Annotated in this window: 22 protein-coding genes; 13 read left to right on the plus strand and 9 right to left on the minus strand. The window is 65.8% G+C overall.

The features are described from left to right. Positions 1-18 precede the first annotated feature (18 nt). Positions 19-909 (minus strand): LysR substrate-binding domain-containing protein, encoded by an 891-nt coding sequence (locus HWX08_RS19410; protein WP_069258914.1) that lies wholly within the window; start codon positions 907-909, stop codon positions 19-21. A 179-nt stretch (positions 910-1,088) separates the two neighbouring features. Between HWX08_RS19410 and HWX08_RS19415 the strand changes: the two genes are divergently transcribed. The 4 genes from HWX08_RS19415 (at position 1,089) to HWX08_RS19430 (ending at position 5,254) form a co-directional block, all read left to right on the plus strand. Further along, positions 1,089-1,976, plus strand: a complete 888-nt coding sequence (locus HWX08_RS19415; RefSeq protein ID WP_174920122.1) for a transketolase — start codon at positions 1,089-1,091, stop codon at positions 1,974-1,976. Continuing rightward, on the plus strand, positions 1,973-2,974 hold the full coding sequence (locus HWX08_RS19420) for a transketolase family protein (RefSeq protein WP_174920321.1): 1,002 nt from the start codon (positions 1,973-1,975) through the stop codon (positions 2,972-2,974). The genes HWX08_RS19415 and HWX08_RS19420 overlap by 4 nt, the downstream gene beginning before the upstream one ends. Positions 2,975-2,991: 17 nt before the next feature. Then, positions 2,992-3,837, plus strand: coding sequence for an NAD(P)-dependent oxidoreductase (locus HWX08_RS19425; RefSeq protein WP_174920120.1), 846 nt, complete (start codon positions 2,992-2,994; stop codon positions 3,835-3,837). A gap of 109 nt (positions 3,838-3,946) precedes the next feature. Further along, positions 3,947-5,254 carry an MFS transporter gene (locus tag HWX08_RS19430; protein WP_174920118.1) on the plus strand — a complete coding sequence of 436 codons (1,308 nt, stop codon included), beginning with the start codon at positions 3,947-3,949 and terminating at the stop codon, positions 5,252-5,254. 183 nt (positions 5,255-5,437) lie between these two features. Here the strand turns inward: HWX08_RS19430 and pdxR are convergent, their stop codons facing one another. Then, positions 5,438-6,850, minus strand: coding sequence for a MocR-like pyridoxine biosynthesis transcription factor PdxR (pdxR, locus tag HWX08_RS19435; RefSeq protein ID WP_174920116.1), 1,413 nt, complete (start codon positions 6,848-6,850; stop codon positions 5,438-5,440). Positions 6,851-6,934: 84 nt separating this feature from the next. Between pdxR and HWX08_RS19440 the strand changes: the two genes are divergently transcribed. Together HWX08_RS19440 and HWX08_RS19445 are read left to right on the plus strand one after the other, a co-directional pair. Beyond that, a complete protein-coding gene (locus tag HWX08_RS19440) occupies positions 6,935-7,384 on the plus strand; it encodes a GNAT family N-acetyltransferase (RefSeq protein WP_069258908.1) in 450 nt (149 codons plus the stop codon). After that, positions 7,384-7,998: an FMN-dependent NADH-azoreductase gene (locus HWX08_RS19445; RefSeq protein WP_174920114.1), complete on the plus strand. Its 615-nt coding sequence runs from the start codon at positions 7,384-7,386 to the stop codon at positions 7,996-7,998. Before HWX08_RS19440 ends, HWX08_RS19445 begins: the two co-directional genes overlap by 1 nt. A gap of 74 nt (positions 7,999-8,072) precedes the next feature. Here the strand turns inward: HWX08_RS19445 and HWX08_RS19450 are convergent, their stop codons facing one another. Both HWX08_RS19450 and HWX08_RS19455 read right to left on the minus strand, forming a co-directional pair. After that, positions 8,073-8,888: an alpha/beta hydrolase gene (locus tag HWX08_RS19450; RefSeq protein ID WP_174920112.1), complete on the minus strand. Its 816-nt coding sequence runs from the start codon at positions 8,886-8,888 to the stop codon at positions 8,073-8,075. Between the two features lie 13 nt (positions 8,889-8,901). Then, complete coding sequence (locus HWX08_RS19455) at positions 8,902-10,194, minus strand: MASE1 domain-containing protein (protein ID WP_174920110.1); 1,293 nt, start codon at positions 10,192-10,194, stop codon at positions 8,902-8,904. Positions 10,195-10,496: 302 nt separating this feature from the next. Here HWX08_RS19455 and HWX08_RS19460 point away from each other — a divergent pair, with 302 nt between their 5' ends. Next, a complete protein-coding gene (locus HWX08_RS19460; protein ID WP_174920108.1) occupies positions 10,497-11,123 on the plus strand; it encodes an LAPAL motif-containing putative phage structural protein in 627 nt (208 codons plus the stop codon). A gap of 79 nt (positions 11,124-11,202) precedes the next feature. After that, complete coding sequence (locus tag HWX08_RS19465) at positions 11,203-11,640, plus strand: GNAT family N-acetyltransferase (RefSeq protein ID WP_174920107.1); 438 nt, start codon at positions 11,203-11,205, stop codon at positions 11,638-11,640. A gap of 24 nt (positions 11,641-11,664) precedes the next feature. Here HWX08_RS19465 and HWX08_RS19470 read toward each other — a convergent pair whose 3' ends face one another. From HWX08_RS19470 to HWX08_RS19480, 3 genes are all read right to left on the minus strand, one after another. Next, complete coding sequence (locus HWX08_RS19470) at positions 11,665-12,495, minus strand: peptidylprolyl isomerase (protein ID WP_174920105.1); 831 nt, start codon at positions 12,493-12,495, stop codon at positions 11,665-11,667. A gap of 354 nt (positions 12,496-12,849) precedes the next feature. Beyond that, positions 12,850-14,784, minus strand: a complete 1,935-nt coding sequence (locus tag HWX08_RS19475) for an NHL repeat-containing protein (RefSeq protein ID WP_174920104.1) — start codon at positions 14,782-14,784, stop codon at positions 12,850-12,852. A gap of 543 nt (positions 14,785-15,327) precedes the next feature. Further along, positions 15,328-16,629: a dicarboxylate/amino acid:cation symporter gene (locus HWX08_RS19480; protein ID WP_069258900.1), complete on the minus strand. Its 1,302-nt coding sequence runs from the start codon at positions 16,627-16,629 to the stop codon at positions 15,328-15,330. 592 nt (positions 16,630-17,221) lie between these two features. Between HWX08_RS19480 and HWX08_RS19485 the strand changes: the two genes are divergently transcribed. The 3 genes from HWX08_RS19485 to HWX08_RS19495 are packed head-to-tail and all read left to right on the plus strand — an operon-like array spanning position 17,222 to position 19,686. Further along, entirely contained in the window at positions 17,222-18,367 is a 1,146-nt protein-coding gene (locus HWX08_RS19485) for a glycosyltransferase family 4 protein (protein WP_174920102.1), read from the plus strand. A gap of 5 nt (positions 18,368-18,372) precedes the next feature. Beyond that, a complete protein-coding gene (locus HWX08_RS19490) occupies positions 18,373-18,933 on the plus strand; it encodes a hypothetical protein (protein WP_069261047.1) in 561 nt (186 codons plus the stop codon). 21 nt (positions 18,934-18,954) lie between these two features. Next, positions 18,955-19,686, plus strand: coding sequence for a polysaccharide deacetylase family protein (locus tag HWX08_RS19495; protein ID WP_174920100.1), 732 nt, complete (start codon positions 18,955-18,957; stop codon positions 19,684-19,686). A gap of 123 nt (positions 19,687-19,809) precedes the next feature. Here the strand turns inward: HWX08_RS19495 and HWX08_RS19500 are convergent, their stop codons facing one another. Then, positions 19,810-20,250, minus strand: coding sequence for a gamma-glutamyl-gamma-aminobutyrate hydrolase family protein (locus tag HWX08_RS19500; RefSeq protein WP_174920098.1), 441 nt, complete (start codon positions 20,248-20,250; stop codon positions 19,810-19,812). 79 nt (positions 20,251-20,329) lie between these two features. Between HWX08_RS19500 and HWX08_RS19505 the strand changes: the two genes are divergently transcribed. Continuing rightward, positions 20,330-20,947 (plus strand): LysE family translocator, encoded by a 618-nt coding sequence (locus HWX08_RS19505; protein WP_069258895.1) that lies wholly within the window; start codon positions 20,330-20,332, stop codon positions 20,945-20,947. 107 nt (positions 20,948-21,054) lie between these two features. Beyond that, a complete protein-coding gene (locus HWX08_RS19510) occupies positions 21,055-21,303 on the plus strand; it encodes a hypothetical protein (protein ID WP_069258894.1) in 249 nt (82 codons plus the stop codon). 57 nt (positions 21,304-21,360) lie between these two features. Here HWX08_RS19510 and HWX08_RS19515 read toward each other — a convergent pair whose 3' ends face one another. After that, complete coding sequence (locus HWX08_RS19515; protein WP_069258893.1) at positions 21,361-22,719, minus strand: MFS transporter; 1,359 nt, start codon at positions 22,717-22,719, stop codon at positions 21,361-21,363. Positions 22,720-22,824: the final 105 nt, after the last annotated feature.

The raw sequence follows: 22,824 nt of genomic DNA on the forward strand, positions 1-22,824 counted from the left end.
CTCCACAACAACTTCCGCCTACTCCGCATCAGTAATTCCCAGCTCACCCAACAACCACGCCTTGAACGTCTCGAACGCGTCGTGCCGCTCCGGCCTTTTCGGGTACACGAGGTAATGCCCGACGTACTCCACCTCCCGCGTGGACCCGGCAAGCGGCCTCACCAACTGCCCCCGTTGCAACTCCCGCTCCGACAGAAGCGTCGATTCCAGCACGACGCCCAGGTTGTCGACCGCGGCGGCGATTGCCATCGCGCTGCGGTCGAAGCGCAACCCGTAGTGCGTCGGCGGCGGTAGCCCGTTGGCTTCGAACCACCCTGCCCACTGATACATCTGCACTTCGCACTGAATCAAAGGCAAGTGGTAAAGGTCCTCCGGTTTGCGTATCTGTTCGGCCAGCGCCGGCGTGCACAACGGCGCGAGGCCTTCCACCGCCAGCGGAATCTTCTGGTGCGGTGACGGCCGCGGTTCCCCATAGACGATGTCCAGATCGAAGTCATCGTCGAACCGCGCGTACTCCGTACTTGCGGAGAAGCGCAGGTCGATATTCGGATGGTCCCGCACGAAGCCCGCCAGCCGCGGCAACAGCCATTGCGTCGCAAAGCTGGGCGCCGTATGCAGGCGCAGCGGCGCGCGCTCCTCCTTCGTCAACAGCGCAAAGCCGCGCTGCATCTCGTCCATCCCGCGCTGAATGTGCTCCATCAACATCGCACCTTCGCGCGTCAGTCGGACCTCTCTCGTACTTCGCTGAAAGAGTCGATGGCCGAGCAAGTCTTCGAGCTTGCGTACGGAATGGCTCACGGCGCTGGGCGAAAGGCTCAATTCACGCGCAGCGGCGGCAAACGAAAGCAGACGGCCGGCAGCCTCGTAAACCCGGATGTAGGACAGCGGCACCTTGCGGAAAACGTTCATGGGCGGTTATTCATGAATGGCATTCATCGCCTGTTGCAATCTTTTCTTTTGTCAGGCGCTCCGGCTCAAGCATACAGTACGTTCACCTCGTTGCCACACCGCCCGATTGCTGAACAGGAGACACCTTCAGCCGTCGACGGTTGTCGAGGTCGACGATCCCCTCTTCCGCAGGAAAAGCCATGACAACGACGACTGAGCTCGAGCCGCAGGCCGACTCCACACTGCTGGCGAACCTCGCCGATCACGCGTATCGCATCCGACGCTACGCGCTGCGCATGGGCGAGGTGCAAGGCCAGGGCTATATCGGTCAGGCCCTCGGGCTGGCCGACGCCCTTGCCGTGACCTGGTGCCACGCGATGAACACCCGGCCCGACGATCCCGAATGGGAAGGCCGTGACCGGTTCCTGCTCTCGCACGGCCACTATGCGATCGCGCTCTACGCCGCGCTCATCGAAGCCGGCGTGATCCCGCCCGAAGAGCTGGAGACGTACGGGTCCGACGACAGCCGTCTGCCGATGTCGGGGATGGCGACCTACACCCCCGGCATGGAGATTTCGGGCGGCTCACTCGGCCAGGGCCTGACCATCGCGGTCGGCATGGCGCTGGGCCTGCGTGTCAAAGGCAATCCGGCCTTCGTCTACAACTCGATGTCGGACGGCGAGCTCGATGAAGGCGCCACCTGGGAAGCCGCACTGTCGGCCGCTCATCACGGCCTCGGCAATCTCGTCGTGATGGTCGACATCAACCGCCAGCAAGCCGACGGCCCGTCGCACGACGTGCTCGGCTTCGAGCCGCTCGCCGACAAGTGGGCTGCGTTCGGCTGGCACGTCGAGCGCGTAAACGGCAACGATCTGCCCGCGCTCGTCGAAGCGTTCGACCGCGCCCGTGCGCTCACGGAAGCGAAGCCGCGTGTCATTCTGCTCGACACCCTGATGGGCAAAGGCGTGCCCTTTCTCGAAACCCGAGAAAAGAATCACTTCATCCGTGTCGACGCAGAAGAGTGGCAACAAGCGATCGCCGTGCTCGACCAGAACCGCCGGCACAACCAGCAAGGAGACAACGCATGAGCGCCGTCGCTGAGAAGAAATCCCGCCTGACCACGTCGGCGATGATCGCGTCGATTGCATCGGAAGGCCAGAAGACACGCCCCGCACCGTTCGGACATGCGTTGGTCGCCGAAGCGGAGAAACGGCAAAATATCGTCGGCATGACCGCCGACTTGTCGAAGTACACGGACCTGCACATCTTCAATCAGGCGTTCCCCGAGCGGCACTTTCAGATGGGAATGGCCGAGCAGCTTCTGATGGGCGCGGCCGGTGGAATGGCCAAGGAAGGCTTCATTCCGTTCGCGACGACCTACGCGGTGTTCGCGACACGGCGCGCGTACGACTTCATCCATCAGATCATCGCCGAGGAAAACCTCAACGTGAAGATCTGCGCGGCGCTGCCCGGCCTCACGACCGGTTATGGCCCGAGCCACCAGGCGACGGAAGACCTGGCGCTGATGCGGGCGATCCCCGGCATGACGGTCATCGATCCCTGTGACGCGCTCGACACCGAGCAGGCGGTCGCCGCGATCGCCGCCCACCACGGCCCGGTCTACATGCGTCTGTTGCGCGGCAAGGTCCCTGCCGTGCTGGACGACTACGACTACACCTTCGAGCTCGGCAAGGCCAAGATGCTGCGCGACGGGAAAGACGTGCTCATCATCTCGTCCGGGATCATGACCATGCGCGCGCTGGAAGCGGCGCAGGCGCTCGACGACGGCTCGGCAAGCGTGGGCGTATTGCACGTGCCGACGATCAAGCCGCTGGACGAAGCGACCCTCATCGAGCAATGCAGGAAAGACGGGCGCCTCGTCATCGTCGCGGAGAACCACAGCGTGATCGGCGGGCTGGGCGACGCGGTGACGAGTGCGCTCGTGCGCCACCGGGTATTGCCCGAGTTTCGTCACATCGGCCTTCCCGACGCGTTTCTCGACGCGGGCGCACTGCCGACGCTGCACGACCGCTACGGCATCTCGACCACGTCGATCGTCGAGAGCATCAAGACGTGGCTGAAGTAATCCAGGGAGCCAGGACAATGAACGTGACATTTATCGGGATAGGCGCGATCGGCTTGCCGATGGCCCTCCAGGTGCAGCGGGCGGGACACACCGTCACCGGCGTCGATCTTTCCAGCCGCGCCCGTGAACTTGCCCAGGACAGCGGCCTTGCGGCGGTGGAAAGCTTCACCGCGGCCCCGACGGCTCAGGTCGTCGTCGCAATGGTCGCGACGCCCGAGCAATTGGCCGCCCTCGTCGACAGCGTCGGCAAGGCGGTCGAAGGTCAGACGTGGGTCGTGATGTCGACGGTGGGCCCGGATGCCGTGCGAGAACACGGCCAGCGCCTGATCGCGGCAGGCGCCCGTGTCGTGGATGCGCCCGTTACCGGCGGCACGGCCCGCGCGCGGACCGGTGAACTGGTCATCTTCGCGTCGGGCGAGCGGGCGGACATCGACGCGGTGCGCCCGGTGCTCGAAGCGATGGGCAGCGTGCGCATCACCGGCTCGAAGCTCGGCGACGGTCAGGCAATCAAGGTGGTCAATCAGCATCTCTGCTCCGTTCATATCGTCGCCGCCGCCGAAGCGCTCAGCCTCGCGCGCGCGCTCGGGCTGGACCCGGCTGCGGTGCTCGAACTGGTCGAGCAAGGCGCGGCCGGCTCGTGGATGCTGTCGGACCGCGGCCCCCGCATGCTGCAAGGCACCGACGTGACCGTGACGAGTTCGATCAACATTTTCGTGAAGGACAGCGATCTCGTGGCGGCGGCCGCTCGATCCTGCAACGCGGATGTTCCGCTGCTCTCGATCGCGAACGCACGATACAAAAAAGCGGCGAACGACGGGCTCGGCCTGCGCGACGACAGCCGCGTGATCGAAACCTGGCACTGAACGCTGCACCGTTCAGCTTCCACTTCGTGTGAAGCGCACGTAGAAGCGCAACGCGACCCGGCCGCCCTGCAAAGGAAAGACGGCCGCAAAGATACAGGAGACGAAATCCATGAGTACACACAAGCAAGGCCGTGCGGTCAAAGTCGCGGTGGCGTCGATGATCGGGTCGGCGGTCGAGAGCTACGACTTCTTCATCTACGGAACGGCTGCCGCAGCGTGGTTCGGCAAGATCTTCTTCCACACGAACGAGCCCATCGTCGGGATCATGGCGGCGTTCGCGACGCTCGCCGTCGGTTTCCTCATGCGTCCCCTCGGCGGCTATCTTGCCGGACACTATGGCGACCGCATCGGCCGCAAGTCGGTGTTGTTCTGGTCGCTGATTGCAATGGGCGGCGCAACCGTGCTGATTGGTGCGTTGCCGACCTACGCGCAAGCGGGCGTCGTCGCCCCCATCCTGCTCATCCTCCTGCGCATGGTGCAAGGCATCGGCTTTGGTGCGGAATGGGGCGGCGCCGTGCTGATGGCGTGCGAGCACGCACCCGAGAAGCGCCGCGGCTTCTTCGGCGCGGTGCCGCAACTCGGCATCCCGCTCGGCCTGCTGCTGGCCAATGGCGCGTTTCTGCTGTCCGGCGCATTGCTCGAAGGCGACTGGGTCTGGCGCACGCCGTTTCTGTTGTCGTTCGTGATGGTCGCGATCGGCATCTTCATCCGGATGAGCGTGTCGGAATCCCCTGAATTCGAAGCGGTGAAGGCCGAGAACAAGGTGATGAAGCAACCCGCGCTGGAAGTGATCAAGAGCGACTGGCGCAGCATTCTGAAAATCATCGGCCTGCGCATGGCGGAAACCGGCGGTTACTACATCACGACGAGCTTCATGCTGTCGTATGTGGCGCTCGCGCATGTGTCGACGACACGGCACATCCTGTGGGGCACGCTGATCGGTTCTGCACTCGGGCTCGCGAGCCATCTGATTTATGGCGCATTGAGCGACAAGATCGGCCGCCGCCCCGTGTTCATGATGGGTGCGCTGTTCACGATCGTCTTCGGTGTGCCGATGTTCATGCTCATCAACACCGGCGCGGTGATGATGGTGATCGTCGCAATCGCGTTGTCGCTGTTGTTCAGCCACGATCCGATCTTCGCCGTCGAGGCAAGCTGGTTCTCCGAGCAGTTTCCGGCCAACGTGCGCTCGTCGGGCATTTCGCTGGGCTACAACGGCGCGTCGGTCGTCGCGGGATTGCTGCCGATCGTCGCGACCTTCATGTACGGCGCGTTCGGATGGATCGGGCCTGCGCTCATGTTCTCGTCGCTGGGCATCGTGTCCGCCTGCTGCGCACTGGCGATCAAGGAAACTGCGCCAGCCGTTGTCGAGAGAAAGACGGCCGCTGCAACGACCGAGCGCCGATTTGCCGCATAGGCGAGCTGTTTCGACCGACGATCGTTGAGCCCGCTTCACGGCGGGCTTGACGTTTCATGCCCCGACAACTGTTCGGGAGCCTATACAGCGCAGTCGCGGTCGTTTGGTCGCACGGTCACAAAGCCGTGGCACCCGTCGCACGGACTCCCGCGCCCGACGGGTGCGTGATCCGCCACCCTTGGCTCACGCGCGAATGAGCCGGTGCAGGCGCCGAACCTGGGTCAATGCCTGCTGCGCCGACGTCAGGTTCGTGAAGCCGAGCAGCATCGCGGGCGGCATCCGTCCGCCCGGGCTCCAGTCGTTCAGCGGCTGGATCGCAAACCCCTGCAGGTCGGCCATGCGTGCGACGGCACGATCGTCGACCGTCGTGCGCCAGTAGGCCGCGACATGCAGGCCGCCCGCGCGGGGCGGAATGTGCAGCGTATCGCCGAAGACCTTGACCAGCGCATCGATCAGCCACGCGCGGCGCGTGGCGTAGAGCGTGCGCATTTTCTTCAGGTGGCGTGCGAAGTGCCCTTGCTCCATGAAGTCGGCGACGACGGATTGCATCAGCATCTGGCCGCTTCCGCCGAGCCAGCCGGCAGTCTCGCGGAAAGCGTCGACCTGCCCGTCGGGAACAACGAGATAGCCCAGCCGCAAGCCCGGATACAGCACCTTGCTGAACGATCCGGTGTAAAGCACGCGGTGGTGGCGATCCAGGCTTTTGAGCGCGGGCAGCGGGCGGCCGTGGTAACGGAACTCGCTGTCGTAATCGTCCTCGACGATCCAGGCCCGCTGCCGACGGGCCCAGTCGAGCAACGCGAGGCGTCTCGGCAGCGACAGCGCGACACCGAGCGGGCTTTGATGGGTCGGGGTCACCACGGCAAAACGCGCGTCGTCCGCACGGCGTCGCCCCGCTTCCACGCACAGGCCGTCGTCGTCGACCGGCACCGACAGGAGCCGCATCCCCGCGTGCTCGAGCACGCGGCGTGCATGGATATAGCCCGGGTCCTCGAACCAGCCGGTGTCGCCCGGGCGCAGCAGGGTCCGGCAGATCAGATCCAGCGCACCGCGATACCCCGCGGTGATGAAGATCTGCGCCGGCGCGCAGTCGATGCCGCGCGACACGCCGAGATAGGCGGACAGCGCACGCCTCAGCGCGGCATGCCCCTGGGGCGGCGAAGAGTCCAGCGACGGCACCGCCATCTCCCGCACATGACGCCCGGTCAGCCGTATCCACGGCATGCGCGGAAACGCATCGAGCGCGGGAATGCCCATCTGGAACGGTTTCGGCCCGCTCGCCGCCGGATCGCCGCGCGGCGGCTCGTCCGGCCCGGGCGCGGTGGCGCGCGGCGCGCGGCCACGCGGCAACTGCGGCGACACGACGGTGCCGGCCGGCCCGCGTGCGACCAGATACCCTTCGCCGATCAGGATCTGATAAGCCGCCTCGACGGTGCCCCGTGCCAGGTTGAGTTCGCTGGCCAGGCTCCGTACCGACGGCACGCGCTTGCCCGGCGCCAGCCTGCCGGTCTCGATCGCATCGCGAAAGCGCCGGACCAGCTGCCGATAGACCGGCATGTCGAGATGACGGTCCGGGATCAGATCGTCGAAGTTCATGTCCCAGTCAAATAGTCACTTTTTGGACCTTCAGAATACGCCATCCGCTTTGTACAGTAACGACGTTACCGTGGAGCAATCGAGATGCCGGAGATCCATTTGAAACGCGCCGTGACGGACAACGATTACCGGTCGGCGTTCGACGTGATGCGCGAGCTGCGCCCGCACCTGACCGATTCCGATGCGTTCGTGCGGCAGATGCACCGCCAGTCCGAACAGGGTTATGTCCTGCTGACCGCGCGGCACGGCAGCCCGGACGGTGCAGTCCTCGCGCTGGCCGGATACCGTCACGTCGAAAACACGCTGTACGGCCGCTTCGTCTATGTCGACGATCTGGTCGCCACCGAGCACGCGCGCAGTCAACGGCTGGGCGAGCGGCTGCTCGATGCGGTGCGCGACGACGCGCGGCAACACGGCTGCCGGCACCTGGTACTGGATACCGGCCTGTCCAACGCGCTCGCGCAACGTTTCTATTTCCGCCAGGGGCTGTTGTCCCGCGGCATGCATTTCAGCCAGTCTCTACAGGCGCTTTGATGAACAACCTTCTTTTTGTCGACGCCAGTCCGCATGGCAGCCATTCGCTGGGCGCACGCCTTGCGCACGAAGCGATCGCGCACTGGCAGGCGACCCACCCCCACGCACGTGTCGTGTCGCGCCGCCTCGGTCAACCCGGGTTGCCGTCGCTATCGGCCGACTATGCGCATGCGGTGGTCGCGCGGCAGCCGGATTCCGATCCCGCGCTGGCGTACTCCGAACAACTGATCGCGGAAGTGGAACAGAGCGACGGCGTGTTGATCAGCACGCCGATGCACAACTTCACGGTACCGGCCGCGCTGAAGCTGTGGATCGATTTCGTGCTGCGCATCGGCCGCACGTTCACGGCCACGCCCGAAGGCAAGTTCGGACTGCTAGCCGATCGCCCCGTGCTCGTGCTGGTACGCTCCGGCGGCATCTGCACGGGGCCAGCGGCACGGCAGCCCGATTTCCTGACGCCGTATCTGAAGCAGGTGCTGGCCGTCATCGGCCTTTCGACCGTCGATTTCATCTACCTCGAAGGCATTGCGCCGCACGAAGCAGCGATCGAGGCGGCACGTGACCAGTTGGCCGCGTCGACCCTGTTGGCTCGACGCGCGACGGAACCGGCCTGAATTCGCCGGACTCCGGCGTTCGCATGCGTTACCGACGGAGGCCGATCGGGCATCCCGAGCAGGGCGCGTCGCCGTCACGACGCCTCCCGCCCCATCCTGCGCGCCATCGCCGGGCTCACCGCATGCACCGGATCGAACCCGAAGAATGCGAGCACGTGGCGCGCGACGTCGTCGCGATCGTTGTCCGCACAGATCATGTGGTAGCTGTTCTCCAGCACGATCCCGCTTGCGTCGGGCATCTTCGCGAGCAGGAAATCGGCCGAGCGCAGGCTCGTCAGTTCGTCCTCGCGCGCATGCAGCACGAGCGTCGGGCACGGCGTGCCGGCCGCGGCGTCGCGCGCCCAGCCGCGCATCCGGTCGACCTGCCGCACGCACGCGAGCGGCACCCACGCATAGTGGAAACCGTCCTCGCGCTCGAACTTCTTCTTCACGATCGCGCGGATCGTCGCGTTCTTGATGCCGAACGGATCGCCTTCCTCGACGCGCATCCGCTCCGCGACACCCGGCACGCGGTACAGCACGTGGCGCAACGCCCGATACCACGGCGTCGACCAGCCGTCGATGAACACCGGCGCGGCCAGCAGCGCGAGCCGGCCGCGTGCATGCTGCACGCGATGGCACAGCAGCAGCGCGACCAGCGCCCCCATGCACATGCCCGCGACATGCAGCGTGTCGTATTCGTTCTCCAGCGCGCGATACTGCTCGGTCACCGCGTCGAGCCACGCCTCGGCGCGCACGCCGACCAGATCCTCCGGCTGCGTGCCGTGCCCCGGCAGCGTGATCATGTGGGTATCGGCGCCCGCGCGCCGCATCGCCTTGTGCAGCGAACCGAGATCGTATTGCGTGCCGCCGAGCCCGTGGATCAGCAGCACGCCCGTGCGGGCCGTCATGATGCGTCTGCGCTCATTCGTCCGCCGGCCACACGCGTTCGAGCTGCCAGACGCCCGCCACCACCGTCACGTCGACGTTCGAATCGAGCAGCGGCGCACCGTGATCGGTGATCGTCTGCGTGCCGCCGTCGCGCTGCACGACACGCAGCGACAGCGACGCGCGATCCTCGCCCGCGATCTCCGCATTCCAGTAGTCGCGCAGCGCATCGCGGTCGCCCGGCTGCACGCGTTCGAGCACGAGCGGCACGCTCGCGATCTGCGACGCGTCGACGCCGACGCCGAACACGCGCTCGACGTCGCCGCTCCACTCGATCCGGCCCGACGCCGGATCGAGCACGTACGCGATCTGGCCGGCGCTCGCGAGCGCGAGTTCCATGTTGTTCCGGAGCACCGCCGCATGCTCGTGCACGCGTTCGCGCGTGGTCTTCAGCGTGCTCACCGTCAGCACCAGCAGCGACGCGACCGCCAGATAGAGTTGCGCTTCGAGCAGCGCGCTGCCGTAGTGCTCGTGGAACGACGAGAACGGGCCGTCACCCTGCGCGGTCTGCTCGATCACGATCAGCGCGAGCACCAGCACCGACGACGAGCCCGCGCGGCCGCCGAGCAGCAGCGTCACCGCGACGGTGAGGAACAGCGGGATATAGGTGAGCGCGAAGCCGGCGCCGGTGCCGAATTTCCGCGACGTGTCGCCGTCGAAGATCACCAGCGCGACGACGGCGAGCAGCACGAACGACACCAGGCCGAGCACGAGGTCGAAGCGCTCGTGGTCGCCCGAACGGTGCGCGCGAAAGCGCGACCATGACGCGAGCACCGGCGTGACCAGCAGCACGCCGACGAAATCGGACGCGGCCCACACCGACCACACGTCGAAGAACGGCGCGCCCTTGACCACCGTGTACCACGCCGCGCCGCCGATCGCGCCGACCACGCCCGCGATCAGGCCGGCGAGGATCACCGAGCGCAGGAAGTACAGCCCTTCGAGCGAAAAGCGCACGCGCTGGACGAGCCACACCGCAAGCGCGGCCGCGCCGACTTCGTCGAGCGTGAACAGCACCGCGTTGACGAGGCTGCCGTGTTCGATGCCGGTCAGCGCGAGCTGCCCGGCCAGGAACGCGGCGGCCAGCATCGGCCATTCGCGCATCGGCCGCAGCATGAACGCGCCGACCGTCACGCCGGCCGGCAGCCAGATGTAGCCCGTCAGCCGGACGGGGCCGTTGAACTCGTGCGAGATGTAGCCGGTCGCGAGATACAGCGCCGCCCAGAGCAGCGCGGCGACGAGGCCGGGCCGCGATCGTTTGGTGTCCATCGAGAATCCCTGTGTGCTGCGCCTGCGGTGGGCAGGTGCGCGATGTGCGAATGATAGGCGGACGGGGCGGGCCGGGGAATACCGGGGGCTGCAAGCGCGTGCGGCACGCCCGCCAGCTGGCTGGTTGTGACCGGGGAAATATCGGAAAAGTTCGGTGCGCGCCCGGTACGGCCGGGACACGTCGGAACGTCGTGCTGGTCGGATGGCCAAAATCATCCGCGGCCGGTGAATCGCATCTAGCATGAAAGACATCCGAAAGTATCCGCTTCAGGTATCGTCGACGTCATCGGCCCACTTTCCACATGACCACCCACCATGAAAACCGTCCCGGCCCGGCCGACATCGGTCCCCTCGGCGCCATGAGCCGATTTCGCGCCACCTACGCCGGGCCCGCGCTCGAATCGTCGGAAATGGACGTGCGCGAACTCGCGCCCGCGCTGCTTGCCATCGGGGATCTGCTCGACGCGTCCACCCGCGCGCTGTGCGGCAATCAGGTCCGGCCGCAGGTGAACGTGCGCGGCAGCTTCAAGACCGGCAGCTTCGGTATCGACTTCACGCTCGCGACCTCGCTGCCCGGCCGCATGCGCGACATGCTGAGCGGCCACGAAGGCACGGCGCTCGCGAATGCGGTCACGATCCTCGACGAGCATCGAAAGATGGCGTTCTCGATCGTGTCGCTCGCATTCAAGTACGACAACAAGTGGCGGCTGTACGACGGCACGTCGACGATTCACGCGGCGATCACGGATGCCGGCTTCCTGTCGCGCGTGAACAACAGTCAGATCAGCTTCAGCAAGGGCGACGTGCTCCTGTGCAATGTCCGCATGCAGCAGTGGCAAACCTCGGACGGTGCAAAAACCGAATACGAGGTCACGGATGTGCTCGAACATCGCCCGGCCGGGCTGCAGATTCCGTTGCCGGGGCTTTGACCGGCTGCCGGCAATCGGCAATCATGCGCGTCGGGGTTCGACCTTCCCGCCGGTCATCCCGAACGAACGAGCTCGCACGATGACACCTGCAATCCGCCTGCGCGCGGCGTCTGCCGCCGACCTGCCGTTTCTGCTGACGCTGCGCCGGCTCACGATGACCGAGCACCTGCAGCGCGTCGGCGCGCCGACCGACGACGACGCGCACGACCGGCGCATTCGCGCGCACTTCGACGATGCGATGATCGTCTGCGAACGCGATGAAGCAATCGGCTTGCTGAAGGTGACCCGCGCCGCCGACGACTGGCACGTGCACCAGATTCAGGTCCTTCCCGAATGCCAGGGGCGCGGCATCGGCGCAGCCGTGCTGAACGCGTTGCTGACCGACGCGGCACGCGCGCACGTGCCGGTGTCGCTCAGCGTGCTGCACGGCAACCCGGCGCGGCTGCTCTACGAACGCTTAGGCTTTCGCGTCACGTCGGAAACCGAAACGAGCGCGACGATGATCTGGCGCGCGTGACGCCGGCGCGTCGACGCCGCGGCATTACTGCGTGATCTTTGCGTCCTTCACCAGGTTGCCGATCATCTGCGCACTCGCCTTCTCCACCGCGGCCGCCTGCAACTGCTGCTGAAGCGCCGGCTTCGCGGTCGCGAAGCCCGGCACCTGCGTCGGCCGCTTCGCATCGAGCTTCACGATCGCCCGCACGCCGTCGACCGGGATCGAATCGCTCGTCGCCGCACCGACCTTCAGTTTCTCGAGCGCCTGCGCGATCGGCAGCGGCAAGCCGGACGTCCTGCCTTCCGTCGCCGGCGTGTGGAAGCTCACCCACGGCAGCTCGCCGCCGGCATCGCGGCTCGGCGCCATGCTGTACTGGCGCGCCAGCCCATCGAACGACTTGCCCGCCTTCAGCTCGCTCAGCACCGTCGCGGCCGTCAGCGGATCCTGGACGACGATCACGCGCGGCTTGTACTCGTTCTTGCCGAGCGCGGCCACGAGTTCGTCGTAGCGTGCCTTGACCTGCTCGTCGGTCACCGGCTCGGGCTTCACGTTATCGCGCAGGTACAGCTGCACTTCGGCATTCGCCTTCGCCTGCTGCACCGCCGCCTTGACCTCGGGCCGGTCCGCATAGTTCGCCTTCTCGGCGGCCTGCTGAACCAGCACGCGCGTGATCAGCTGGTTCTTGATCGCCTGGCGGATCTGCGGCGAATCGGGTTGCCCGGACGCGCGCAGCAGCGCATCGACGTCGGCCTGCGTGATCGGCGTGCCGTTGACCGTCGCGACGGTCGCCGCGGTCTCTGCGTGGGCGGGTCCGCTCAGCGCGCCGGCCAGCGCAGCGATCAGCAACAGGCGGTTCGGTGTCGTTTTCGTCTTCATTTTTTCGTCACTTCGGCTCAAAAAACGCGGGATGGGCGGCCGCGCACCTTCGCCGGCACGGCAACGCGCCGGCGCAACCATTCAGTCGATTCGGTTCATCGTCCTGGGCACACGCAGTGCCTGCCGATGCCGCTGCCATTGTGCCCGTAACCGGTTTTCCGCGTCGTGTGGTTGGAGCAGCCGCCCGGCGGACGGTGAGGCGTGCATTGCGCACGCCGCTCATTACGAACGCGCGATGTGGAAATTCTGTGGAAATTCCGTGGAAACACCGAGGAAATCGCGATGAACACCGTCACCGCTACGCATCCCCGGCCGCCGACCGAGGTCGAGGCGGCCGCGCATCCATCGTCGAAGTCAGGGCGTCCACCGGTAGACGGTGATGCTGTTGCCCTTCACGTTGTTCTTCATCACCACGTACTCGCCGTTCGACCGGCGGTAGGCGCGGATGCTGTACATCGCATCGATCGCGCTGCTGGTATCGACGGTTGCCGGGCTCGCGTTGACCAGCGTGGTGTCGAGACGGCCGGTGGTGAGGTTGAACGCGTCGACGTTCGGCCACAGCGGCCCGCTGCTGCTGAACCAGTAGCCGACGAACAGATGGTTGCCCACCGCGTCGATCGATTTCGCGCCGCTGTGCGGCAGCGCGATCACCGGGTCGGGCTTCGTCGTGTTGCCCGCCCGCCAGCCGTGATACACCTCGATGCGCGTGCCGATCGACGTCCAGTCGTTGCTGCCGAGCGCTCCCTGCGCGAGCACCATCGTGTCGCTGTCCGCGAGATACACGATGCGCGTGAGCGGCTGGATGCTGTCGGGCACGCGGGTCGCGACGCCCGGCCCCCACGACGGCTTGCCGCTCGCGTCGAAGCCCGTCAGCGGGTAGTAGGTAATCGCGCCGGTCTTGTCGAGGCCGGCCCACACGCCGCCCTGGCTGTCGAGGCTGAAGCCGCTCGTCACGCGCCGCGTCGTGTTGAACGCGGGGCCCGGAATCGAGCCGTCCGGAATCGCGATGTAGCCGTTCGCCGCGTTGAAGTGGAAGAAGTAGAAGACCGGCGGGTTCTGGCCGGCCGCGACGAGAATCCGGTTCGCGCCCACCGACGTGAGCAGCCCGAAATGCTCGTCGCGCTGCGTATCGTTCATGTCGATGCGCGGATCGGCGGGATACGTGAACGGATCGACCGTGTTCGCGACGAACGTGCCGCCCGCGCCGCCGCGGTATACGTGCGTGGCGCCGTAGAACAGCGCGCCGTCCGTCACCGGGTCCGGCGCGGCGATGCCTTCGAAGTTCAGCGACTGCAGCGTCCAGCGCAGGCTGCCGGTGCTGCTGTACGCATGAATGTCGGTGGCGCCGTTGCGGCCGAGATCCCAGCTGCCGCCCCACGGATTGTTGAGCACGTAGAGATTGCCGCCGGCGTCCTTGCCGATCCCGACGATGCGCGTGAAACGCTGCGCGCCGACCTGCCCCTTGATGCCCGTCGTCGTGTCGAGATAGCCGCCGCGCACACCGAACGTGCCGACGAGTGCGGGCCGGCCCGCGATCGAATAGCGCTTGATGTTCTGGTCGGGGCCTTCGTCGCCCACCAGCAGCTGGCCGGCCGCCGCATCGACATACAGCGCCGCCGGCTGCGACCCGGCCGGCATCCGGATCGTGTTCAGCAGCGCGCCGGCCGCGCTGTAGCCGACGATCGCGCCCGCGCTTTTCTGCGCGACCCATACGTTGCCCGCGCCGTCCACCGCGAGGGCACCCGGCCCGGATACGCCGATGTCGCGCTGCCACACGCCGTCGGTGGTGAACACGCGCACGCGATTGCCGTAGAAGTCGCTCGCATAGAGCAGCGTGCCGGCTGTCGCAAGCCCGGTGACGACGTCGATGCGCGGCTGGTTGGTGGCCGCGCTGACCTGGATCACGCGATCGCGATACTTTGTCGCGCGGTTGTAGCGCCCCACCGCGCCGCTTCCATAGGTCTTGCCGGGCTGCAGCGCGACGAACAGCGACGTCGCGTTGCCCGTGATCGCGCTGCCCTGGAACTCCGAGTGCGCGCCGATCGAGCCGACGCTCTTGCCGTTCTGGTAGATCGCGACACCGCCTTCATCCTCGTCCCACATCGACGCCGTGTAGATCACGCCTTCGGGCGCGACCCACATCGCGCGCGCGACGTTGCCGACGTGCGCCGCGAGCGTGCCGTACGTGTTCGCGAGCCAGTCGGTGGTGTTGCCTGCATGAACGGCGGGGGGAATCGCGACGATCGCCGCGGCGAGCAGTGCAGCGTGAAACCGGTGTCTGGCGCCCATGACGGATGCTCTCCTGAATGGTGCGAACATTCAAATGAAGGGCCGGCCGGATGACTTGAAAACCGCGATGCGTAAATTCTTCCCCTGAATCATCCGGCGCAGTCGGTATGACGTGCAGCATGCATTCGAGAATGCGCAGCGCGAGAATAGCGTCATATAAATCGAAAAAAATTGCGGATCGCTCGCGGCGCTGCGCTTTTCCCGGGTCTGGCGCCGATGACGTTGCGTTCGACGCCCGTGGCACCCGCGCGCGTCGACGGCGCGCGGGAGGGCGCGACAGTGAATGGTCACTTACATGCGGAAGCGGGGAGAGGAAAAATCAGGCCGATGCCTATCGGAATATCGGCGCGTGTTTAACGACGGCCGATCGAAACGGCGAGCGTCGGTTTCGGAGAATCGGGGAAAACCACCCCATTCAACGCGGAATCATTTCGCCAAAGAAAAATCGCCGGCCTGAATCCGTATCGAATCCAGACCGGCGATCGTCCGCGACTGCGGGGCGGGCAGCACACCGCTATCGCTGCGCTGCAGCACCGCCGTGCATCATGCCGATGCTGACGTTTCCGGCACCTTCACCTGCATCGCGCGTCCGTTGTCCGGATCGTCGTCGCGCGGATCGTCGAGCTGCCCTTCCCACTTCGCAACCACGGCCGCCGCGATCGAGTTGCCGACCGCGTTGGTGGCCGAGCGCCCCATGTCGAGGAACATGTCGACGCCCATGATCAGCAGCAGCCCGGCTTCGGGCAGGTTGAACTGGTTCAGCGTCGCCGCAATCACGACCAGCGACGCGCGCGGCACGCCCGCCATCCCCTTCGACGTCACCATCAGCATCAGCAGCATCGTGATCTGCGTGCCCAGCGGCAGATGGATGCCGTACACCTGCGCGATGAACAGCACCGCGAACGTGCAGTACATCATCGAGCCGTCGAGGTTGAACGAATAGCCGATCGGCAGCACGAAGCTCGAGATCTTGCGGTTCACGCCGAAGCGGTCGAGCGCGTCCAGCAGCTTCGGATACGCGGCTTCGGAGCTCGCCGTCGCGAACGACAGCAGGAACGGCTCGCGGATCAACCGGATCAGCGTGAACGCGCGCTTGCCGAGGAACGTCACGCCGGCGAGCGTCAGCACGCCCCACAGCAGCGCCAGCGCCAGGTAGAAGCTCGCCATGAACTTTGCGAACGTGAGCAGGATGCCGAGCCCCTGGGTCGTGATCGTCGACGCCAGCGCCGCGAACACCGCGACCGGCGCGAACCACATCACCGCGCCCGTCACCTTCAGCATCACCTGCGCGAGATCGTCGATCACGCCGGTCAGGCGCTTGCCCGATTCGCCGAGCGCCGACAGCGCGGTGCCGAAGAAGATCGAGAACACGACGATCTGCAGGATTTCGTTGTTCGCCATCGCTTCCGCGATCGACTTCGGCACCAGGTGGACCACGAAGTCCTTCAGCGTGAACGCGCCCGTCTTCAGGCCGAGCGCCGCATCGGATGCCGGCAGCGGCAGGCTCAGATGGCTGCCCGGTTGCAGGATCGTGGCGGTCAGCAGCCCGAGCAGCAACGACGTGAACGACGCGATGAAGAACCAGCCGAACGCCTTTACGCCGACCCGGCCCACCGCGCTGCCGTCGCCCATCTGCGCAATCCCGACGGTCAGCGTCGCGAATACCAGCGGCGCAATGATCATCTTGATCAGGCGCAGGAACACGTCGGACAGCAGCGACACGTAGCCGGCGACCTCCTTCGCCATGTTCGGATCGGGAAACGCGCTATGACAGGCGTAACCCACGGCGATACCAAGCATCATCGCGACAACGATGTACTTGGTGATGTTGTGCTTTTTCTTCATTAGTAATCCAAATCACAAAGCGTATGTTGCTAACGGCTGGCACAGCTTTCGCGCCCGGCTACGAATCGAAACCCACGTCTCTCTGGGTGCGACAAGTCCGCCGTTGGCGATCGCCATGGCGGACAAGGGGGGGCATTCTAACGCAAATGACACCCCGGCTTTCAAATCTGAAAGTCCGGCGGGTTGATTTGCGTCCGGATGTCGTCGAAATGGCGCGTTTTGTCGCGATTCCGTCCGCTTCCTGTGGCGTCGGCGGCGCAATCGGGCCGCCCCCGGGCCTGCCACGGCTCACGCACCGGCGCGGGCGCCGTATCGCCGGGTTCCCGCGCCCTCCACCGTTGATGTGCTGCGCGTAACGACACCGCGAGCGATCGCGACACATTCTCACAAAGATGCGCAGACCTCGACACTACGACGCGTAATCACTCTGTAATATTTGGAAACGATTCGCGTTACCACGATGCCCCGGCGTCGCTGCGCGATCATGCGTCGGCCACGCGGAAGCGGGCCCAAGTCACGGCTTTCAACGGATTGACGCATTCATTTTCTCAGGAGTCCTGCAAATGAATCCGCGAGTAACGGCGGCATCGCGATGAACATTCTGTATACCAACTTCCACGGCGACTACGGCGGCGGCCAGGACACCTACGTCCGCGATCTCGCTGCCGCGATGAGCCGGCATCATCGCGTGACCGTCGCGTCGCCGGAAGGCAGCCGCCTGTCGCGACTGTTGCAGGACAGCCCCGACGTGGCCATTTTCGACATGGAATTCAAGCCGCGCTGGAACCGGCTGTGCCACGAAATCGTCCGGCTGCGCCGACGGCTCGTCGACGAGCGCTTCGACGTCGTCCACGTCAACGGGTCCGCCGATCACCGGCAGGTGATGCTCGCGCTGCTCGGCTGCCGGTATCGGCCGGCCGTCGTGCTCACCAAGCACAACACCTATCGCGCCGACAGCATCGGCAACGTGCTTCGCGCGCGGCTGGCAACCGACCACACCATCGCGGTCAGCGATTACGTGGCGGGCATGCTCGCGCTGCGCTCGCCGTACGGCAACGTCACGGTCGTCAAGCACGGCGTGCGCCGTCAGGCCGCGCAACGGCTGGCCGACGACGAAATCCGCCGCCGCAAGGTCGCGCTGTTCGGGCCGGCCGGCGCGGACGCGATCGTGCTGGGCAGCAGCGCCGGCACGGCGCCGGAAAAAGGCTGGATGGACCTGATCGCGGCACTCGGCCGCTTGCCCGAGCACGAGCGCGAGCGGTTTCGCGTGCTGCTGGTCGGCGCGGAGCCGTCCGACGAGCAACGCGAGCAGCTCGCGCGGCAACACATGGCGTCGCGCACCGCGTTCACCGGCCGGCTCGACGACGTACGCGCGCCGTTCTCGATCATCGACGTGTCGTTCGTGCTGTCGTACCACGAGAGCCTGTCGTATGCGTGCCGCGAAGCGATGTCGCTCGGCTGCCCCGCGATCGTGACGCGCGTGGGCGGGCTGCCCGAGAACGTCGAGCCGGGCGTGGACGGCTGGGTCGTCCCGCCGCGCGAACCCGAAGCGATCGAGGCGATCCTGCGGGACATCGTGCGCGATCCCGCGTGCGTGCGCGCGATGGGACGCAGCGCGCGGCTGAAGGGCAAGCGCGAGTTCTCGTTCGAAAGATTCGTCGACGCGACGCTGTCCGTTTATCAGAAATCGATTCGACACAACCCGTATCGTCGGGTGACATCCTTGAGGTCCGTTTGATGGCAATGAACATCTGGAAGAAATACTGGGACTTGCGCACGCAGGAGTGCCCGTGCGACGTGCATTTCGTCGAATGGCTGGAAGCCGCGCGCCTCAGCGGCATCCGCATCTACCACTTCGGCACCGGGGGCCATCACCACGTGGGCGTGGAATGCGCGCGGCCGCACCTGAACAACACGGTGTTCGGCGTGACCGCGTCGCCGAAGGAATACAAGTCGTACGTCGAGCTCGTCACGCGGCAGCCGGAAGTGAGCAAGACCTATCTCGCGTATTTCGGCGACATCTATACGAGCAATTCGGATCTGCTGCCGGCGTTCGACGTCGTCACGCTGTTCCATCTGTGCGAATTCCGCGACGAGACCAACAGCCGCTACGGCGCGAAGACCGACGCGGACGTGCTCGACCTGTTCGCACGCCATACCGCGCGCGACGGACACCTGCTGTTCTACAAGGGCTCGTCGGCGTACCGGAAGGCCGAGCCGATCATCGCGCAATGGGCGGCGAATGCCGACTTCGCCGAAGTCGGCGACTTCAAGACCCTGCGGATTTTCCGCAAGGCCGCGTAGTTCTCCTCCCGCGATCCGCTCATGCTGCACGCCACGCGCTACTCGATCCTGATGTATCACCAGATCCGCACGCTGCCGCCGCCGTCCGACCGGTTGCGCGGCCTGAGCGTCGCGCCCGACGCATTCCGCCGCCAGATGACGCTGTTCAGGCGGCTCGGCTACCGCGGCCTGAGCGTGCGCGAACTGCAGCCGTACCTGCGCGGCGAGCGCAGCGGGAAAGTCTTCGGCATGTCTTTCGACGACGGCTTTCTCAACGTGCTGACGCACGCGATGCCCGTGCTGGACGCGCTCGGCTTCACCGCGACCTGCTACTTCGTCGCCGGCCGGTTCGGCGGCGAGAACGACTGGGATGCGGGCGCCGATACCGCGCGCGCGCCGCTCATGACGCATGCGGACATGCTCGCGTGGCGCGATCACGGCCACGAAATCGGCTCGCATACGCTCGACCACGTCGCGCTGTCGCACGTGCCGGCGCATGTGTCGGAGGTGCAGATCGTCGAATCGAAGCAACGGCTCGAGGCGTTGAGCGGCGAGCACGTCGAATCGTTTTGCTACCCGTATGGCGATCTGGACCCGCGCGTGCGCGACCAGGTCGCCGCCGCCGGTTACGGCAACGCGACGACGACCCGGCGCGGTTGCGCCGATGCATACGACGACCGATTCCTGTTGCCGCGGATTCCGGTCGCGGGCGGTGTCGGTGCGGTACGGCTGTGGTTCAAGTGCGCGAAGGCGCGGGTTCGGAAGCGCGGGTAGTGCGGCAGAACCCATCTTCCTGAGAGACCACACACTTGTGGGCTCTCAGAAAAGGTGTCTTTGGCCCCCTAGAGAGATCAAGGGCTCGGACATCTTTTTTGAGAAGCCTGCCTGCCCTTCGTCTCAGAAAAGATGTCCGTGGCCTCCGATATTCCCAGAAAAGTCGTCTTTGGGAATGTTGCCCGCCCGCGTCGGCGTGTCCCGACAGGACCGGGCGTCGAATCGACGGCGAAAATAAGCTGCACATTCGCGACCGAACCGTGCCCAGACCGCACGGTTCAGCACGCTATCCCGCACATACCACTCAGGATGCCACTGCACACCGAAGATCGGCGCCCTGATATGCGATACCGCCTCAATGGTGCCGTCGTCGGCATATGCATCGACACTCAATCCGTTCGCCAGGGCGGCAATGCCCTGCCCATGCAACGAGTTCACATGAGCGCGCCGACAATCCGGCGACATTGTCCGAATCACTTCGTCAAGCCAGCCTCCGCTCACCAGCTCGACCGCATGAGCGTCCCGATAGCGCTCCTCGAACGCCCCGTACCGGCATCCATCCATCAAACCGTACCGGTACTGTACAGAAAACCGTCGCTACACTGATTCCATCCCAGCCTCGAACACGAATGGAGCCTTCGCGATGGAATTCCTCACACTCAGCGCGCTGCCCGCCGGCATGCTTTTCGCGCTCGTCACGTCGATCACGCCCGGCCCGAACAACACGATGCTGCTCGCCTCCGGCGTCAATTTCGGTTTCCGCCGCACGATGCCGCATCTGTTCGGCATCAGCATCGGCGTCGCGATCCTGATGCTCTGCGTCGGTTTCGGCCTCGGCGAAGCGTTCAAGCGCCTGCCCCTGCTGTATACGATCCTCGAAGCCGCGAGCGTGGTGTACCTGCTGTATCTCGCGTGGCGCATCGGCACGTCGGGCGAAGTGAAGGCGCACGGCGCCAAGCCGCGGCCGATGACGTTCACCGAAGCCGCCGCGTTCCAGTGGGTCAACCCGAAAGCCTGGATGATGGTGCTGACGGCCGCGACGACGATCCGCCTGTCCGCCGACTACGGGATGAACGCCGCATGGATGGCGGTCGTGTTCATCCTGATCGGTTTCCCGTGTATCTGCCTGTGGGCCGCGTTCGGGCTCGGCCTGCGCCGCTTCCTGTCGAATCCGCGCGCGCTGCGCATCTTCAACGTGACGATGGCCGTGCTGCTGATCCTGTCGCTCTACCCGCTCGTCGCGCACCTGCTGCCGCAGTGAGCGCTCACCGCGCGCCCGTTGAGATTCATCCGACGCAGGCGTACCCTTTCGGCATGGGCGCACGCAACCGCTTCCCCGGTTGCGCCGCCGCTGCCGGGAGAGTACCGATGAAGCCACAGCTGAGGGCCGGCGAACACATCGAGGGCATGCACTGGATTGCCGAGTATCACCCGCTCACGCACGAGATTCGCGTGCTGCGCGAGGACATCGAGATCGGCGTCTACTGCGCGCCGCCGACGATGTTCGGCGACGAGGAGGACATGGGCGCCGCGAACCTCGCCGATCATCGCAGCCGGGAGGCCGCGCTGCGCGCGTATCTGCGCAACTTCGTGAAGGAACACGACGCGGAGGAATAGCGGCAGCCAACGGCCGCCGCATCGGCGGGCCGGCGCGTCACACCGGCCCGCGTTCGCTCAATGCCCGAGCGATTCGATCTTGCCTGCCGGCTGCGCCACGCCATGCGGGCGCGCCATCTGCTTGATCAGCAGCGCGACACACGCGAGCAGGCCCGCGACGGCAATCGTCGCGAACACACCGGCGAACGTGAAATGCCGGCGCGTCAGCTCGGCGACGAGGAACGATCCCGCAATCCCGCCGAATCGGCCGACGCCGAGCATCCATGCGACACCGGTGCCGCGCCCTTCGGTCGGATAGAACGCAGCGGCGAGCGCCGGCATCGACGATTGCGCGGTGTTCATCAACACGCCGGCCACGAACACGACCAGCACGAGCAGCCCGACGTTGCCGGCCGCCTGCCCGATCGCATAGACGCTCACTGCCGTCAGCGCGTAGCACACGGCGATCACGCGGTTCGCGTTGAAGCGGTCCATCAGCACGCCGCACAGCACCGCGCCCACGCCGCCGAGCGGGAACAGCGCGGAGATCAGCGTCGCGCTCTTCGGCGCCAGGCCGGCATCTTTCAGCAGGATCGGCATCCAGTTGATCGATGCGTAGAAGATCACGAGCCCCATGAAGTAAGCGATCCACAGCATCACCGAGCCGACGATGTACGGGCGCGACAGCACGACGCCGAGGCCCTTGCTACCGGTCTGCGGCGCGGCTTCGGTCATCGCGAACGAGCCTGCGTTCAGCGCATCGCGCGAGATGCGCGCGAGCGTCGCGCGGACCTTGTCGACGGCGTGACCGTTGGCGACCATGAAGCGCACCGATTCCGGCATCTTCAGCAGCAACAGCACGCCGAGCAGCAGCGGCGTCACGCCGCCGAGGATCAGCACGCTGCGCCAGCCGAAATGCGGAATCATCCATGCGGCGAGGAAACCGCCGAACGCGGCGCCGAGCGGGAAGCCGCAGAACATCAGGTTGATCACGGTCGCGCGGCGCTTGTCCGGGCAGAACTCGCCCATCATCGTGACCGCGTTCGGCATCGCCGCGCCCAGCCCGACGCCGGTGACGAAGCGCAGGATCGTCAGGTGTCCGATGGTCGTCGAAAACGCGGACATCAGGCACGCGATGCCGAACAGGAATACCGAGCCGAGCAGCAGCGAGCGGCGCCCGAGCTTGTCGGACAGCGGCCCCGACACGAGCGCGCCGCACGCGAGGCCGAACAGCGCGGCGCTCAGCACCGGCGCGAGATCGGGCTTGGTGAGGTTCCATTCACCGAGCAGCGACGGCGCGATGAAGCCGATCGCGGCCGTATCGAAGCCGTCGAGCAGCACGATCACGAAACACATGAGGAACACGAGCCATTGAAAACCGCCGAACGGCTGCTCGTTGATGAAGGTCTGGACATCGACCACGGGTGTGCGATTCATCGCTAGTCTCCTTGTCGGCCGGCGTTGTTACGCCAGTCCCATGCAACACCGATATAGATGCAAGAAGCGCGGCCTCCCAGCCGCGCCTTTCTTCTGTTCACGCGC

The sequence above is a fragment of the Burkholderia metallica genome, from assembly GCF_902832845.1.
In the GTDB taxonomy this organism is placed as follows: domain Bacteria; phylum Pseudomonadota; class Gammaproteobacteria; order Burkholderiales; family Burkholderiaceae; genus Burkholderia; species Burkholderia metallica.